Genomic DNA, 15061 nt, shown 5'->3' with positions numbered 1-15061 from the left:
CAACGGCCACCAACGGCCGAAACATAAAGACAAGGGAGAGTGACGATGAAGCGGTGGATAGGAGCTGTCTCGGCGGCGCTGATGGTATTCGCGGCGATGCCGGCGCAGGCGGCGGACAAGGTCGTGCTGATGCTGAACTGGTACGTCTATGGCGAGCATGCGCCGTTCTATTACGGCAAGGCCAAGGGCATTTACGCCGCCGAAGGCATCGACCTCGAGATCCAGGAAGGCCGCGGCTCGGCTGCAACCACGCAGGCCGTCGCCGCCAAGACGGCCGACTTCGGCTATGTCGACGTTCCCACCATGATGCGCGCCGCGATCAAGGGCGCGCCCGTGGTTGCGACCGGCGTGCTGCTCCAGACCAGCCCGATGTCCGCCATGGGCTTTGCCGACAAGAACATCAGGAAGCCCGAAGACATCAAGGGCAAGACGGTGGCGATCACGCCGGCGGACTCCATGACGCAGATATGGCCGCTGTTCCTGAAGAAGACCGGCCTGAAGGAGAGCGACTTCACCACGGTTGCCGGCGACGGCCAGACAAAACTCAACGCCGTCATCAACGGCCAGGCTGATCTCTTGCTCGGCTACGTCATGGACCAGTCGATGAAGATCAAGGACGCCACCGGCAAGGATGTCTATCCGATCAAGTTCGCCGACTACGGTATCAACATGGTTTCGTCAGGCATCATCGCCAACACCGACTATGTGAAGGCCAATGCCGATCTCGTCCGCCGCTTCATGTCGGCGACGACCAAGGCGGTCGAGGCTGCCGAGAAGGAGCCGAAGGCGGCTGCGCAGTCGATCCTCGATGCCAATCCCAAGGGCGGCAAGATCGATACGCTGACGCAGGGCTTTGAGCTGACCATTCCGCTCTACCGGACCGCGGAGACCAAGAGCAAGCGGCCGTTCCAGGTCACCGACCAGAACATGACGGACAGCGTCAATCTGATGGTCGAATATGGCGGCCTCGATGCCAAGGCCAAGGAGAATCCGAAGGCCTTCTACACCAACGACTACCTGCCGAAGAGTGGCTCGTGAAACCTGCGACAGTCGTGAGTGACACCGTGCAGCCGGCCGCGCATCTGAGACTGGTGAGCGACCGGGCTGCGGGCGATGCGTCGGGCATCAAGCTGTCCGGCGTGTCGAAAACCTACCGGACGCGCGACGGCGATGTGCCGTCGCTGCGGCCGCTCGATTTTCACATCAACGAGGGCGAGTTCTTTGTCGTGGTCGGCCCAAGCGGCTGCGGCAAGTCCACGTTGCTCAAGTTGATCTCGGGATTGCTGCCGCCGACCGCGGGCGAGGTCCTGGTCGAAGGCGAGAAGGTGACGAAGCCGCACGGCAATGTCGGCATCGTATTCCAGAACGCGCTGCTGCTGCCATGGCGCAACATCCTCTCCAACGTGATGCTGCCGATCGACATGAAGAGGTTGCCGCGGCAAACCTATCTCGAACGCGCCAAGGCGCTGTTGAAGATGGTCGGCCTCGAAGGTTTCGAGAAGAAGTTGCCCTGGCAGCTCTCCGGCGGCATGCAGCAGCGCGCCTCGATCTGCCGCGCGCTGGTGCATGATCCCAAAATCATGCTGATGGACGAGCCGTTCGGCGCGCTCGATGCGCTGACGCGCGAACGCATGAATGTCGAATTGATGCGGATCCAGCGCGAGACCAGGAAGACGGTGCTGCTGATCACGCATTCGATTCCGGAGGCTGTGTTTCTCGCCGACCGCGTGCTGGTCATGACCGAGCGGCCCGGCGCGGTCGCCGCGATCTACGACGTGCCGCTGCCGCGTCCGCGCTCGCTCGACGTGATGGCCGACCCCGTCTTCACCGAGCTCGTGCAGCGCATCCGCAAGCATTTCTTCTCGCAAGGTGCACTGGACTAACGACCATGGCCCCCCGCCTGAAGCTGCGAGACATCGCCTTCTTCGAACGTCCCGTGCAATTCGCGCGGCCGTTCCGCTTTGGCGCGATCACGATCAACGCGACGCCGCAGCTGTTCGTGCGGGTCGAGATCGAGGTCGAGGGCAGGGGCAGCGCAGTCGGCGCCAGCGCCGAACTGCTGGTGCCGAAATGGTTCGACAAGCGACCGGAGTTGTCGCCTGAGCAGACAGTGGACGAGTTGCGCCGCTCGCTTGAAATCGCGCGCGGGCTTTATCTGGCGCAGGCTGAGTTTCGAACCGCATTTGGATTGCATGCATTGTGCATCGGCGCTCAGGTCAAAGCGTGCGCGGAGGAGAATATTCCGCCGCTTGCCGCGAGCTATGGTCCGGCGGAGATCGACAAGGCGATTCTCGACGCGCTGTTGCGCGCAGTCGGCACGAGTTTTTTCGACGGGATGGCGAACAACATTGCTGGCATCGATGGGCGGATGTCGATTGATCTGACCGGCGCCGACATCGCAGGGTTTCTGAAGGAACGAACGCCTTTGCCGTGCGTCGCGATCCGGCACACTGTTGGCCTCGATGACAAGATCGAGGGAGAGGGCGGCGTGGCCGATGCGCGCGAAAATGCCGGCGCACGCTATTTCAAGCTAAAACTGTCGGGCGATCCGGAAGCAGACGCGTCTCGGCTGGTGTGTATCGGCAAGGAGCTCGGCACGCTGAAGCACGACTACAAGGTCTCGCTGGACGCCAACGAACAATACGCCGACTTCGCTGCCTTGCGCACGCTGATGAATCGGCTTGATGCCGACGCAGCATTACGGCCGATCGCGGCCAGGCTGCTCTATATCGAGCAGCCAATGCCGCGCGACGTCACTTGGCAGACCGCGCTTGGCTTGCTTGCTGAGCGGGCTTTCATCATCGACGAAGCCGATGATTCTTATGATGCCTTCCTCAAAATGAGGCCACTCGGCTATCGCGGCATCTCCTCAAAGTCCTGCAAGGGCCTTTACAAGTCCATCATCAACGCGACACGCGCGGCGAAATGGACCTCCGGTGCCGAAACGTTCTTCGTGACCGGCGAGGATCTGACCTGCCAGGCCGGCCTCGCCGTGCAGCAGGATCTGGCGCTCGGCGCCTTCATCGGCATCGCCCACGCCGAGCGCAACGGCCATCACTATGTCGACGGCTTTGGCGACACGCCCACCTCTGAGGCTCAGGCCTTCGCTGCCGCGCATCCCGATCTCTACGCCGATGCCGGACAGGGCATCCGGCTGTCCATCCACGACGGCGATCTCCTGACGGGATCGCTCAACACAGTGGGCTTCGCCACCTCGGTCCATCCGGATTGGTCGGCGCTTCGTCCGCTCCAACAGCCAACATCACTTTGGGAGTAATTGGCATGACCACCCAACGCCTCGGCCTCATCATGAACGGCGTCACCGGCCGCATGGGGCTCAACCAGCATCTGATCCGCTCGATCGTCGCGATCCGCGAGCAGGGCGGCGTCCGCTTGAAGAACGGCGATCGCATCATGCCCGATCCGATCCTGGTCGGTCGCAGCGCCGAAAAGATCGAGGCGCTTGCGAAGCAGTACAACATCACGCGCTGGACCACCGACCTCGATGCCGCGCTTGCCGACAAGAACGACACCATGTTCTTCGACGCCGCGACCACGCAGGCGCGCCCGAGCCTGCTGACCCAGGCCATCAATGCCGGCAAGCACGTCTATTGCGAGAAGCCGATCGCGACCAACTTCGAGGAAGCTCTCGAAGTCGTCAAGCTCGCCAACGCCAAGGGCGTCAAGCACGGCACGGTGCAGGACAAGCTGTTCCTGCCCGGCCTGAAGAAGATCGCCTTCCTGCGCGATTCCGGTTTCTTCGGCCGCATCCTCTCGGTGCGCGGCGAGTTCGGCTATTGGGTATTCGAAGGCGGTTGGCAGGAGGCGCAGCGGCCGTCCTGGAACTACCGCGACGAGGACGGCGGTGGCATCATTCTGGATATGGTGTGCCACTGGCGCTACGTGCTCGACAACCTCTTCGGCAACGTCAAGAGCGTGGTCTGCATCGGCAACACCGACATTCCCGAGCGCTTCGACGAGCAAGGCAAGAAGTACAAGGCGACCGCGGACGATTCCGCCTACGCGACCTTTCAGCTCGAGGGCGGCGTCATCGCCCATATCAACATGTCCTGGGTGACGCGCGTTTATCGCGACGACCTCGTCACCTTCCAGGTCGACGGCACCCATGGCTCGGCGGTCGCGGGCCTGACCGACTGCATGATCCAGGCGCGGCAGGCGACGCCCCGGCCGGTGTGGAATCCCGACGAGAAGCGGCTGCACGATTTCTACGGCGACTGGCAGAAGCTGCCCGACAATGTCAGCTACGACAACGGCTTCAAGGAGCAATGGGAGATGTTCATCCGCCACGTCTACGAGGATGCGCCGTACAAGTTCACGCTGCTCGAAGGCGTCAAGGGCGTGCAGCTCGCCGAATGCGCGCTGAAGAGCTGGAAGGAGCGGCGCTGGATCGACGTCGCCCCGATCAAGGTTTGAGGTTTATTGGATAAGTCTCGATGTTTGTTGAGCCGTCATTGCGAGCGAAGCGAAGCAATCCAGAGCCCCTCTGCGGTGGCAGTCTGGATTGCTTCGTCGCTTCGCTCCTCGCAATGACGGGGAGAGGTCTGAAATCATGAACAAGCCCGTCCTGCCCATGTCGTCATTGTCGCTCAAGCTGCCGAAGGCCGATCGCTCGATCGAGACTTATCGGCTCGCGGCCTCGCGAAGTTTTCCCGCGAAGCTCGAGGGCCCGCTGAACCGCATCGCGTTCTCCGCCGTGCACACGGTCGTCGATCCCTTCGCGGACAACGATCCCTGGCTCTCCGCTGCGGTCGACTGGGACAAGACCATCGCCTTTCGCGAGCACGTCTGGGACCTCGGCCTCGGCGTCGCCGAAGCCATGGACACCGCGCAGCGCGGCATGGGGCTGGACTGGCGGACGTCGCTGGAGCTGATCACGCGTTCGGTGTCCGCGGCCAAGCGGCGCAACGCGCTGGTGTTCTCCGGTGCCGGCACCGATCATCTCGCGGTCGAGGACGCCAGGAGCCTCGACGACGTGATCCGCGCCTATGAGGAGCAAATCTCTGCGGTGGAAAAGGTTGGCGGTCGCATCATCCTGATGGCATCGCGCGCGCTGGCAAAACTCGGTCGTAGCGCCGACGACTACGCGAAGGTCTATAACCGTGTGCTGTCGCAGGTGCGTGAGCCCGTGATCATCCACTGGCTCGGCGACATGTTCGATCCTGCCCTCACGGGATATTGGGGCACCAAGGATCTCGGCAAGGCGATGGATATCGCGGTAGCCATCATCAACAATAATGCGGCCAAGGTCGATGGCGTAAAAGTTTCGCTGCTCGACAAGCAGCGCGAGATCGACATGCGCCGCCGCCTGGACAAGCGTATCAAAATGTACACCGGCGACGATTTCAATTATGCGGAGCTGATCGCAGGCGACGAGCAGGGCTTTTCGCATGCGCTGCTTGGCATTTTTGACGCGATCGCACCGGCGGCGTCCTACGCGCTGTCGCGGCTGGCTGCTGGGGACGAGGCCGGCTTCCACGATGTGCTAGGCCCGACGGTGCCGCTCTCGCGCCACATCTTCAAGGCGCCGACGCGCTTCTACAAGACCGGCGTCGTGTTCATGGCGTATCTCAACGGCCACCAGGACCATTTCACCATGGTCGGCGGTCAGGAGAGCACACGCTCGATGTTGCATCTGGCCGAGCTGTTCCGTCTGGCGGACAAGGCCGGCCTGCTCGCCAGTCCTGAACTCGCGACGCAGCGGATGAAGACGGTGCTCGCCACCCACGGTATCGAATCCTGATGCGCGATTTCTCGTCCGACCATCGCTGGCTGTCGCTCAACACGGCGACAGTCCGCAAGCAGGGTGACCTCATCGAGATCATCGATGCCTGTGCCAGGCACGGCATCCGCGCCATCGATCCCTGGCGCGACCAAATTGCCGCCGTCGGTCTCGATCGCGCCGCGCGTGCGGTGCGCGATGCCGGCCTCGATCTCTCCGGCTATTGCCGCGGTGGCATGTTCACCTCGGACGCGTCGCGCCGGGACGAGGTACGTGACGACAACCGGCGTTGTGTCGATGAAGCCAAGGCACTTGGCGCGCCCTGCATCGTGCTGGTCGTCGGCGGCCTGCCGCAATATTCGAGGCCGGGCAGCGAGGCATCGAGGGACATCGTGGCGGCGCGCGGGCAGGTCGAGGAAGCACTGAGCGAGATGCTCGACTACGCGAGGCAGGCAAAGCTGCCGCTGGCCATCGAGCCCTTGCATCCGGCCTACGCGGCCGACCGCGCCTGCGTGAACACCACAAAGCAGGCGCTCGACATCTGCGACCGGCTCGACCCTGATCGTAGCGGCATGCTCGGCGTCGCGCTCGACGTCTATCACATCTGGTGGGACCCGGAGTTGTCGGGCCAGATCGCACGTGCTGGCAAGGATCGCCTGCTCGCGTTCCATGTCTGCGACTGGCTGGTGCCGACAAAAGACATCCTCAACGACCGCGGCATGATGGGCGATGGCGTCATCGACATCAAATCGGCACGTGCCGCCGTCGAAGCGCAGGGCTTTGCCGGCTATTCGGAAATCGAGATTTTCTCCAACGACTGGTGGGGCAAGCCGATGGACGAGGTGCTGAAGACCTGCATCGCGCGGCACAGGACGGTGGTTTAGGTGCGCGCGCTACCCTCATGGGCTTGCGACCTATTGCTGCGCGTTGAAGCGCGCTTTCTCCCGCTGCCCCGGTCGCGAATGACCCAACGCACGGGCATCTGGCTGCATTCTAGGATGTTATTTTCGATTGCGTCGAAATAGCGTTGGCAAAACGCATGGGAATCGAATTCTTCCCCGGGCGCAGACGGGATTAGAAAACAGAGCAAGGGGCTGGTCGTTGATCAGGCTGCGTCCGAGATGCGCATTTCAACGTGCAAGCCGGCAGCTCCGATCATATTGACCAAGGTATCGAGACTAAATAGCTCGATCTTGCCGCGCATGAGGTCAGAGATGCGCGGCTGCGTAACACCAAGCAGCTTAGCCGCCTCCGACTGGCTTAGCCCTGTTCGGGCGATATGATTCTTCAATGCCATGATCAACGTCGAACGGAGCTTCATGTTCTCAGCCTGCGCAGGTGTATCCTCAATTGCATCCCACACATTGTCGAAGCGTTTCTTGCTCATTGACCTAGCTCCTTCAACAAGTCCCGGTAGCGCTGCGCAGCCAAGTTCAGATCCGCTTTGCTCGTTTTCTGCGTCTTCTTCTGGAAGCAGTGCAGCACGTAGACCGCGTCGTCGAACTTCGCCACATACAAAACTCTGAAAACGCCAGCGGTATCGCGAATTCGAATTTCCCGCACCCCTCGGCCCACGGTATTCATGGGCTTCCAGTCGTCCGGCTCGCGCCCATGCTGGATTTGGTCGAGCTGATGTCCCGCCTCGCGCCGGGCTGCGGCCGGAAACGCACGCAGATCGTCAAGTGCGCTGCCTCGGAATTCAACGGGCTTCGAATCGACCATCGGGCGCAATATACAAAATTTTGTATGGGCGGCAACTGCTTTCTACCACTGGCGACTGCGGCATGATGGGCGACGGCGTGATCGACATCAAATCCGTGCGCGCCGCCGTCGAGGCGCAGGGGTTCGCTGTAGCTTTCCCGCGTCACGATACGATACTGCGGACGGGCCGCCCGTTGCAGCATTGACCAATCTTCGCTTCAATCGTCTCTCACACTCCAAGGGGGGCATAGCCGGAAACAAGTCATAGAGGATCCATGCCATCAATCGTCATCGCCCAGGGCGGCGGCCCCACCGCCGTGATCAACCAGACCCTGTGTGGCGCCATCCTTGCCGCGCGCAGGCATGATCCGTCGTTGCGCATTCTGGGCGCGCGCTATGGTGTGCGAGGCCTCATGGCGGGGAACGTCGTCGACCTGACCACCATGCCCGAGGCCGAACTCCGCCGCCTCGGCAACACGCCCAATTCGGCTCTCGGATCGACCCGCGACAAACCGGATTCCGGTGCATGCTCTGATATCCTCGCGGCTCTGGACCGGCTGGGCGCCCGCGCCTTTGTCTATATTGGCGGCAACGACACCGCCGGAACGCTCGAACTGCTGCGGCAGCAATCAAGCGGCCCCTGCCATTTCGTGCATGCCCCCAAGACCATCGATAATGATCTGATGGAGAACGATCACGTCCCCGGCTTCATCTCGGCAGCCGCCTTTGTCGCCAATGCTCTTGTCAGCGTCGATCTCGATTTTCGCGCCATGCCCGGCATCTATGTGGCCATCGTCATGGGCCGCCATGCCGGCTTCCTCTCCGCTGCGGCCGCAGGCTGGCAGCAATCGCCCGACGATGCTCCGCATCTGATCTACACACCGGAAAAGCCATTCTCGGTGGCCCAGTTCCTCGACGACGTCGATGCGGTTTACACGCGGCTCGGCCGCTGCATCGTCTCGATGTCCGAGGGCGTGCAGGACGAAGCCGGCCGGCCTCTCGCCGAGGCGCTGGCGGGCGAGGCGATCGAGCGCGACGCCCATGGCAATCTGCAATTGACCGGCGGTGATCTCGGCATCGAGATCCAGAAAGCGCTGAAATCGCGTTTTCCTAAAGCGCGGGCGCGTGTCGACACACTGGGCTATCTGCCGCGCGGATATATCGGCGTGATCGACGAAACCGACCGCAAGGAGGCTTTCGACGCCGGCGCATTTGCCGCGCAAAGCGCCTTGACCGGCAGCGGCTCGGTGGTGCTGCATTATGACGGCGAGCGTATCGAACCTCTGCTCGTGCCGCTCGATCGCGTCGCTGGCAAAACCCGCCATATGCCCGATGATTTCCTTGTCGGCAGCAATACCGTTTCGGAAGAAGGACGGCGCTATTTTCGGCGGCTTCTACCCAAGCGGCCCGATATCTTCCCGCCGTTCGTGTGAAATTGCCGGAGAGAGCATTCTCAACATGAGGCTCTTAGCCCGTAGGATGGGTTGAGCTCTTGCGAAACCCATCGTCCTGACAACCAATGCAGTGTCTAGTCCCTCTTGTCCGACCCAACTGCTAGGATGAAGTTTGATGGGTTTCGCAAGAGCTCAACCCATCCTACGAGCTGAATCTACTTCCGCTTTCGGCGGCAGAACGGACGTTGGTTGGACTTGCTGCTGGCTCATAGCGGGCATTGGGCAAGCCTGCAGGCCACCTCAAGAGAAATCCAGCGTCAGCGTCGTGGCGAACTGCTCCAGCGCCCAGTCGACCTGGTCGCTGGTGATCACCAGCGGCGGGGCGATGCGGATGGTGTGCTCATGGGTGTCCTTGGCGAGGATGCCCTTGGCCTGGAGCGCCTCGCAGTAGCGGCGCGCGCGGCCGGCCTCGGGGTGCAGCTCGACCGCCAGCATCAGGCCGCGCCCGCGCACGTCGCGGATCGTATTGGCGCGGATGTCTTTCAAGCCTTGCAGAAAACGCGCGCCCTGCGTGGCCGCGTTCTCGATCATGCCTTCCTCGACCAGCACGCGCATCGCCGCGCGCGCCACTGCGCAGGCCAGCGGGTTGCCGCCGAAGGTCGAGCCATGCTGCCCGGGTCGGAGTGTCCCGAGCACGTCGTTGTTCGAGAGCACGGCCGACACGGGATAGAAGCCGCCGGACAAGGCCTTGCCGAGCAGCGTCACGTCCGCCTCGATGCCCTCGTGCTGTTCGGCGAGCAGCTTGCCGGTGCGGCCGAGCCCGGTCTGGATCTCGTCGAGCACCAGCATGACGTTGTGGGCGGTGCAGAGCTGGCGGACCTCCGTGAAATAGCCGACCGGTGGAATGATGACACCGGCTTCGCCCTGGATCGGCTCGACCAGGAAGGCGACGGTGTTTTGCGTGATCGCTCGTTCCAGCGCCTTGACGTCGCCGAACGGGATGATCCTGAAGCCCGGCGCGAACGGTCCAAAGTGGGTGCGCGTCTCAGGGTCGGTTGAAAAGCCGACGATACCCAGCGTGCGTCCATGGAAATTGTCGGCGCAGACGATGATCTCGGCTTGGCCGTCCGGCACGCCCTTCACCTCATAGCCCCATTTGCGCACCGACTTGATCGCGCTTTCGACCGCCTCGGCGCCGCTGTTCATCGGCAGCACCTTGTGGGAACCGGTCAGCGCCGCGATCTCTTCGTAGAACAGGGCGAGCTGGTCGTTGTGGAAGGCGCGCGAAGTCAGGGTCAGCCGGCTTGCCTGCTCGACCATCGCAGCCAGAATTTTCGGGTGGCAGTGGCCCTGGTTGAGAGCCGAGTAAGCAGAGAGGCAATCGAGATAACGGTTGCCGTCGGTATCCCAGACCCAGACACCTTCGCCACGCGACAGCACGACCCCGATCGGCGCGTAATTCTGGGCGCCAAGGCGCGCTTCCGTTGCGAGGTAATCAATGACGGACGAGCTCATCTTTCGTCACTCCATTGTTGCGTGCCGGCGTCAACCGGCTGCACCGCGCTCAAATTGGTCAGGCCTCGGCGAGGTGCGCGATGCCGCCGATTTGCCTCCCCTCGTCAAATGGTTATGCGGATCCACAGGGGCAATCTTCCGCCGGCCTCCGCTACTGTGCATGGGGTTGTTTTCGACTTTTTTGTTGTCGGGCCTCAGCCGATCGCGCAGGGCACGCTCAAAAAGCCGCGAAACCGTACCCGTCCGCCGCGCACCGGCTTGTCCCTGACGGCATAGTTCGGGAAGCGCGCCAGGAAGCGCGAGATCGCAATCGCGCCCTCCAGCCGCGCCAGCGCCATGCCGGCGCATTGATGCGCGCCGGTGGCGAAGGCGAGATGCCGGTTCGGCGTGCGCGCGACGTCGAAGTTTTCGGGATCCGGAAACTGCGCGGGGTCGCGGTTGGCAGCACCAATGCACAACGTCACCGATGTGCCGGCGTCGAGCATGACGCCGCCGAGATCGACCTTCTCCGTCGTCATGCGGTTGCCGAGCTGGTTCGAGCTCTCGTAGCGCAGCATCTCCTCGACGGTGGTCTTGATCATGTCGGGGTTGTCGATCAGCCGCTGCTTCTGATCCGGGTTCCGGTCGAGCGCGACCAGACCGTTGCCGATCAGATTGGTGGTGGTCTCGTGACCGGCATTGAGCAGGAAGATGCAATTGTGCAGCAACTCCTTCTCGGTCAGCCGCTCGCCGTTCTCTTCGCCCTGAATGAGACGCGTGAGCACGTCGCGCTCGGGATTGCCGGGCTTCGCGCGCCGGCGCGCGACCAGCGTTTCGAGATAGGCGAGGAAGTCCGACACCGCCTTGTTGCCGCGTGCGGCCACGTCAGGCGACACCACCGGCTCGAGCGCACCCAGGATCGCCAGCGACCAGTCGCGCAGTGGCGTACGCTCGTCATGGGGCACGTCGAGCAGATTGCCGATTACCTCGATGGGAATGGAGGCGGCGAAATCCTCGATCAGCTCGCATTGGCCCTTGGCGGCGATGCCATCGAGCAGGCCATCGACGAGCTTGGCGATATCAGGCTCCATGCCCGCGATTGCGCGCGGCGACAGTGCGCCCATGATCAGGCGCCGCACGCGGGTGTGCGCGGGTGGGTCGTTGAAGACGAGGCTCGTGGTGTGGTGCTCGTAGAGCGGCGTGTCGCCGTATTTCGGCGCGAACTCGCGCTTCTTGTCCGAGCTGAACGACCTTGTGTTCTTGTAGGCGGCGACGAGGTCGTCATAGCGGGTCAGGAACACGGTGCCGTTGCGCAGGCGCTTGACCGGCTCGTTCTCCCGCAGTGCACGATAGGTCGGGTAGGGATCGGCGTAAAACTCCGGCGTCAGCTTCTCCAGATCGAAATGGGCCGCCAGTTCTTTCGCACTTGCGTTCATCCGTCATACTCGCCGGTTGAGACCGATATGCTGTTTTCGCTCTTTCGAGCCGCGCGGGTCACCGTCTACAGTCATGTCGTGATTTGCAAGCCGACCGGACAGGAAAATGCACGCCTGCGCTGATGCTGCCGAGACGACGGAGCCGAACTGGCCCGACGATATTTTCGCAACATTGCAACGCTTCGATGTCCGGCAGGTGCCTTACGTGCCTGATGCCGGCCATTCAAAACTGATCGAGCGCGTGCTGGGCTCGTCGACGATGCGCGGCATTCCGCTGACGACGGAGGAGGAAGGTGTAGCGCTGCTGGCCGGCGCCTGGACCGGCGGACAGCGCGGTGTCTTGCTGATGCAGTCGAGCGGCGTCGGCAATTGCATCAACATGCTGTCGCTGATCCCGGTCCTGCGCTTTCCGTTCCTCACACTCGTGACCATGCGCGGCGAGTGGGGCGAGTTCAATCCGTGGCAGGTGCCGATGGGATCAACCACGCAAGGCGTGTTCGAACTCTCGGGCGTCAAGGTGCTGCGCGCTTCGAACGCGGCCGAGGTGCCGGCCGTGCTGGAGGCGGCCGCAGCCCAGGCCTACAACGCGCTCACCCCCACCGCCGTCCTGCTGTCGCAGCGCCTGATCGGCGCCAAGGTTTTCACCAAATGAGCAAGGCCAATCTCCTCGACCGCCGCCAGGTGGTCTCGACGCTGCTTGCTGATCGCAAGGACGTCGTTGCGATCGGCGGCCTCGGGGCCTCCACCAACGACATCTGCGCGGCCGGCGACCACGCGCGAAACTTCTATCTCTGGGGCGGCATGGGCGGCGCCGCCATGATCGGGTTAGGGCTCGCTTTGGCGCAGCCGACGCTGCCGGTGCTGGTCATCACCGGCGACGGCGAGATGCTGATGGGCATGGGCAGCCTTGCCACCATCGGCCTGCAGAAGCCCTCCAACCTCTCGATCGTCGTGCTCGACAACGAGGCCTATGGCGAGACTGGCGGCCAGACCAGCCACACCTCGGCCGCCGCCGACCTCGTCGACATAGCCAGGGCCTGTGGGATCAAGGACAGCCGGGCGATCTCGACGATGGCTGAGGTCGAGGCGTTCGCCAAAGCCGTCCACGACGTGTCGGCGGGGCCGCGCTTCGCCAATGTGAAGATCGACAGCGCCAGCCTTGAGCGGATCCTGCCCACCCGGGACGGGACCTACATCGTCAACCGGATCCGCGGCGACCTCGGCTTCCAGCCGATCTAGGCGGCTCGGTCCGCTTCCCCTGCCGGCGTAGTCCTGCTCGTGGGCCGTGCAGGCGCGGCCAATTTCCACTGATTTTACAACGCTTTCAGGTTGCGATGCAGCATAATGCTTGACTTTTGCGTGGGTGAGTGCTTACTCACTAGCATGAGCTCATTGCGTATGACGAGCGACCTGAGGCGTCAATTGATCCTCGGAGCCGCGAAACGCTGCTTTGCCCGGCACGGCTATACCGGCACCACGACGAAGAGCGTGGCGGCCGCTGCTGCCATTTCCGAGGCGCTGCTGTTCAAGCATTTCCCGTCCAAGGCGGCGCTCTACGCCGAAATCCTCAGCGACGAGTGCGAGGCGGACCCGGCCTTGATGGAGCTGCTCGAGCGGGAGCCGTCGACGGCTGCCCTGGTCGAGCTGATCCGCGGCATGGTTCAGCACTTCCTCCACATCGCTGACGGTCCCGACCAGGAAGAAGCGCAGCGCCTGCGACTGATGGCCACGAGTCATTTGGATGATGGCGAATTCGCCCGTCTGCTATATGCCAAGATCGAGAAGCTGATCGGGGCGGTCTTCGTCGCCTCGCTCGAGCGCGCGGTGACCGCGGGGGACGCGCGGCCATTCAGCGGCGATCCGCTCAACCTGTTCTGGTTTGCGCATCACACGCTGATGACGGCTGCGCTGACCAGGCTGCCGGCCACGCCTTGCCTCGCTTACGGCAAGGCGAATGACCTCGAGCGGCAGCTGTGTGAGTTTCTCCTGAGGGGTATCGGACTTAACGACGCCGCAATTGCTTCGCATTTGAGCCACGAATTGGCGCCGGGTGCAGGCAAGACGGCGATTGCAGAGAGTGCATGACATGAACATCGTCACCGAACACAAGATTTCGGGCGAACCGATCGACAACAAGGCTCCCAAGCGTCCGGTCCGGCCGGTGCTCTGGTTCATCATCGTCGGCACGCTGCTGGGCGTGCTCGTCGGTGGTCTGGTCTGGTTCAACTATTTCCGCGGCCAGATGATCAAGCAGTTCTTCGCCAACAACAAGCCGCCGCCGACCGCAGTCAGCGCGGCCGAGGCGAAGTCCGAGGTGGTGCCGAACCTCTTGACGGCGGTCGGCGGGCTGTTCGCCGTGCATCAGGTCGACGTCAGCGCCGACGTCAACGGCCGTGTTACCGAGATCAAGTTCGAGCCGGGTGCGCATATCGAGGCTGGCACGCCGCTGGTGCAGATGTTCGACGCGCCGGAGCAGGGCGACCTCGCCAACTACAAGGCGCAGGCGACCGTCGCGCAGCTTTCGCTCGACCGTGCCAAACAACTCGCCTCGCGCCAGTTCGGTCCGCAGGCGACCGTCGATACCGCGCAGGCCGCCTACGACCAGGCGCAGGCAGGCATCGCCAAGACCGAGGCGCTGATCTCGCAGAAGCTGGTGCGCGCGCCGTTCGCCGGCGATCTCGGCGTCCGCAAGGTCGAGGTCGGCCAATATCTGACGGCCGGTACGGCAATCGTCTCGCTGACCGATCTGTCGGAGCTGTGGGCGAACTTCACGGTGACGGAAAAGGACTCGGGCAACCTCAAGGTTGGCCAGACCGTCCGGCTGAAGGTCGACGCCTATCCGGGCCGTACCTTCGAGGGCAAGATCACCACGATCGAGCCGCAGATCGCCACCGACACTCGCAACATCCGCGTGCAGGCAACGATCGCCAATCCCGAGAAGATCCTGAAGCCCGGCATGTTCGTGACCACCACGGTGGTGCTGCCGGACAAGCCGGCCGTGATCACCGTGCCGGAGACCTCGGTCGACTACACGCTGTACGGCGACTCGGTGTTCGTGATCACCGAGAAGAAGGAAGAGGACGGCAAGACCAGCCTGAGCGCGGTCCGCACCTTCGTGCAGACCGGCAGCCGGGTCGACGGTCGCGTCGAAATCATCAAGGGCGTGAAGGCAGGCGACAAGGTCGTCGCCGTCGGCCAACTCAAGCTGCAATCGGGTGCGGCGGTGTCGATTTCGACCGACCCGGCCCCGCAGATCCCGGCGCAGCCGCCGCGTTACTGACACCGCATACGTCGCA

The 15061-nt window shown here is 63.0% G+C and carries 16 protein-coding genes; 12 read left to right on the top strand and 4 right to left on the bottom strand.

Annotated elements, in window-relative coordinates:
* Positions 1 to 45: 45 nt before the first annotated feature.
* From IVB29_RS06125 to IVB29_RS06100, 6 genes are all read left to right on the top strand, one after another.
* Positions 46 to 1038, top strand: coding sequence for an ABC transporter substrate-binding protein (locus tag IVB29_RS06125; RefSeq protein WP_247502503.1), 993 nt, complete (start codon positions 46 to 48; stop codon positions 1036 to 1038).
* Positions 1035 to 1883, top strand: a complete 849-nt coding sequence (locus tag IVB29_RS06120; RefSeq protein ID WP_247502502.1) for an ABC transporter ATP-binding protein — start codon at positions 1035 to 1037, stop codon at positions 1881 to 1883. Before IVB29_RS06125 ends, IVB29_RS06120 begins: the two co-directional genes overlap by 4 nt.
* Before the next feature lie 5 nt (positions 1884 to 1888).
* The gene (locus IVB29_RS06115; RefSeq protein ID WP_247502501.1) at positions 1889 to 3277 is read left to right on the top strand and encodes a hypothetical protein; all 1389 of its coding nucleotides are present in this window, start codon (positions 1889 to 1891) and stop codon (positions 3275 to 3277) included.
* A 5-nt stretch (positions 3278 to 3282) separates the two neighbouring features.
* On the top strand, positions 3283 to 4434 hold the full coding sequence (locus IVB29_RS06110; protein ID WP_247502500.1) for a Gfo/Idh/MocA family oxidoreductase: 1152 nt from the start codon (positions 3283 to 3285) through the stop codon (positions 4432 to 4434).
* A gap of 136 nt (positions 4435 to 4570) precedes the next feature.
* The gene (locus IVB29_RS06105) at positions 4571 to 5761 is read left to right on the top strand and encodes a dihydrodipicolinate synthase family protein (RefSeq protein ID WP_247502499.1); all 1191 of its coding nucleotides are present in this window, start codon (positions 4571 to 4573) and stop codon (positions 5759 to 5761) included.
* On the top strand, positions 5761 to 6624 hold the full coding sequence (locus IVB29_RS06100) for a sugar phosphate isomerase/epimerase family protein (protein ID WP_247502498.1): 864 nt from the start codon (positions 5761 to 5763) through the stop codon (positions 6622 to 6624). Before IVB29_RS06105 ends, IVB29_RS06100 begins: the two co-directional genes overlap by 1 nt.
* 221 nt (positions 6625 to 6845) lie before the next feature.
* Here IVB29_RS06100 and IVB29_RS06095 read toward each other — a convergent pair whose 3' ends face one another.
* Both IVB29_RS06095 and IVB29_RS06090 read right to left on the bottom strand, forming a co-directional pair.
* Positions 6846 to 7127: an XRE family transcriptional regulator gene (locus IVB29_RS06095; protein WP_247502497.1), complete on the bottom strand. Its 282-nt coding sequence runs from the start codon at positions 7125 to 7127 to the stop codon at positions 6846 to 6848.
* A complete protein-coding gene (locus tag IVB29_RS06090) occupies positions 7124 to 7462 on the bottom strand; it encodes a type II toxin-antitoxin system RelE/ParE family toxin (protein ID WP_247502496.1) in 339 nt (112 codons plus the stop codon). Before IVB29_RS06090 ends, IVB29_RS06095 begins: the two co-directional genes overlap by 4 nt.
* A gap of 62 nt (positions 7463 to 7524) precedes the next feature.
* Between IVB29_RS06090 and IVB29_RS38380 the strand changes: the two genes are divergently transcribed.
* Both IVB29_RS38380 and IVB29_RS06085 read left to right on the top strand, forming a co-directional pair.
* The gene (locus tag IVB29_RS38380; RefSeq protein WP_256466873.1) at positions 7525 to 7647 is read left to right on the top strand and encodes a hypothetical protein; all 123 of its coding nucleotides are present in this window, start codon (positions 7525 to 7527) and stop codon (positions 7645 to 7647) included.
* 69 nt (positions 7648 to 7716) lie between these two features.
* The gene (locus IVB29_RS06085) at positions 7717 to 8874 is read left to right on the top strand and encodes a diphosphate--fructose-6-phosphate 1-phosphotransferase (RefSeq protein WP_247502495.1); all 1158 of its coding nucleotides are present in this window, start codon (positions 7717 to 7719) and stop codon (positions 8872 to 8874) included.
* A gap of 261 nt (positions 8875 to 9135) precedes the next feature.
* Here IVB29_RS06085 and rocD read toward each other — a convergent pair whose 3' ends face one another.
* Both rocD and IVB29_RS06075 read right to left on the bottom strand, forming a co-directional pair.
* The gene (gene rocD / locus IVB29_RS06080; RefSeq protein WP_247502494.1) at positions 9136 to 10350 is read right to left on the bottom strand and encodes an ornithine--oxo-acid transaminase; all 1215 of its coding nucleotides are present in this window, start codon (positions 10348 to 10350) and stop codon (positions 9136 to 9138) included.
* A 194-nt stretch (positions 10351 to 10544) separates the two neighbouring features.
* Positions 10545 to 11765, bottom strand: coding sequence for a cytochrome P450 (locus IVB29_RS06075; RefSeq protein WP_247502493.1), 1221 nt, complete (start codon positions 11763 to 11765; stop codon positions 10545 to 10547).
* 106 nt (positions 11766 to 11871) lie between these two features.
* Between IVB29_RS06075 and IVB29_RS06070 the strand changes: the two genes are divergently transcribed.
* From IVB29_RS06070 to IVB29_RS06055, 4 genes are all read left to right on the top strand, one after another.
* Positions 11872 to 12417, top strand: a complete 546-nt coding sequence (locus tag IVB29_RS06070; protein ID WP_247502492.1) for a thiamine pyrophosphate-binding protein — start codon at positions 11872 to 11874, stop codon at positions 12415 to 12417.
* Positions 12414 to 13004 carry a thiamine pyrophosphate-dependent enzyme gene (locus tag IVB29_RS06065; RefSeq protein WP_247502491.1) on the top strand — a complete coding sequence of 197 codons (591 nt, stop codon included), beginning with the start codon at positions 12414 to 12416 and terminating at the stop codon, positions 13002 to 13004. Before IVB29_RS06070 ends, IVB29_RS06065 begins: the two co-directional genes overlap by 4 nt.
* 144 nt (positions 13005 to 13148) lie before the next feature.
* Positions 13149 to 13850 carry a TetR/AcrR family transcriptional regulator gene (locus IVB29_RS06060; protein ID WP_247502955.1) on the top strand — a complete coding sequence of 234 codons (702 nt, stop codon included), beginning with the start codon at positions 13149 to 13151 and terminating at the stop codon, positions 13848 to 13850.
* 1 nt (position 13851) lies between these two features.
* Positions 13852 to 15045: an efflux RND transporter periplasmic adaptor subunit gene (locus IVB29_RS06055; RefSeq protein ID WP_247502490.1), complete on the top strand. Its 1194-nt coding sequence runs from the start codon at positions 13852 to 13854 to the stop codon at positions 15043 to 15045.
* The last annotated feature ends 16 nt before the right edge of the window (positions 15046 to 15061 follow it).

Source organism: Bradyrhizobium sp. 1, assembly GCF_023073315.1.
In the GTDB taxonomy this organism is placed as follows: domain Bacteria; phylum Pseudomonadota; class Alphaproteobacteria; order Rhizobiales; family Xanthobacteraceae; genus Bradyrhizobium.
The sequence above is the reverse complement of the archived record's forward strand: the minus strand, read 5'-3'. Positions and strand labels throughout refer to the sequence as shown.

Coding starts and splice junctions, on each gene's coding strand:
- IVB29_RS06055 (WP_247502490.1), top strand. CDS start 13,852: ATGAACATCGTCACCGAACACAAGATTTCGGGCGAACCGATCGACAAC.
- IVB29_RS06110 (WP_247502500.1), top strand. CDS start 3,283: ATGACCACCCAACGCCTCGGCCTCATCATGAACGGCGTCACCGGCCGC.
- IVB29_RS06105 (WP_247502499.1), top strand. CDS start 4,571: ATGAACAAGCCCGTCCTGCCCATGTCGTCATTGTCGCTCAAGCTGCCG.
- IVB29_RS06090 (WP_247502496.1), bottom strand. CDS start 7,462: ATGGTCGATTCGAAGCCCGTTGAATTCCGAGGCAGCGCACTTGACGAT.
- IVB29_RS06095 (WP_247502497.1), bottom strand. CDS start 7,127: ATGAGCAAGAAACGCTTCGACAATGTGTGGGATGCAATTGAGGATACA.
- IVB29_RS06065 (WP_247502491.1), top strand. CDS start 12,414: ATGAGCAAGGCCAATCTCCTCGACCGCCGCCAGGTGGTCTCGACGCTG.
- IVB29_RS06075 (WP_247502493.1), bottom strand. CDS start 11,765: ATGAACGCAAGTGCGAAAGAACTGGCGGCCCATTTCGATCTGGAGAAG.
- rocD (WP_247502494.1), bottom strand. CDS start 10,350: ATGAGCTCGTCCGTCATTGATTACCTCGCAACGGAAGCGCGCCTTGGC.
- IVB29_RS06070 (WP_247502492.1), top strand. CDS start 11,872: ATGCACGCCTGCGCTGATGCTGCCGAGACGACGGAGCCGAACTGGCCC.
- IVB29_RS06060 (WP_247502955.1), top strand. CDS start 13,149: ATGAGCTCATTGCGTATGACGAGCGACCTGAGGCGTCAATTGATCCTC.
- IVB29_RS06085 (WP_247502495.1), top strand. CDS start 7,717: ATGCCATCAATCGTCATCGCCCAGGGCGGCGGCCCCACCGCCGTGATC.
- IVB29_RS38380 (WP_256466873.1), top strand. CDS start 7,525: ATGATGGGCGACGGCGTGATCGACATCAAATCCGTGCGCGCCGCCGTC.
- IVB29_RS06100 (WP_247502498.1), top strand. CDS start 5,761: ATGCGCGATTTCTCGTCCGACCATCGCTGGCTGTCGCTCAACACGGCG.
- IVB29_RS06125 (WP_247502503.1), top strand. CDS start 46: ATGAAGCGGTGGATAGGAGCTGTCTCGGCGGCGCTGATGGTATTCGCG.
- IVB29_RS06115 (WP_247502501.1), top strand. CDS start 1,889: ATGGCCCCCCGCCTGAAGCTGCGAGACATCGCCTTCTTCGAACGTCCC.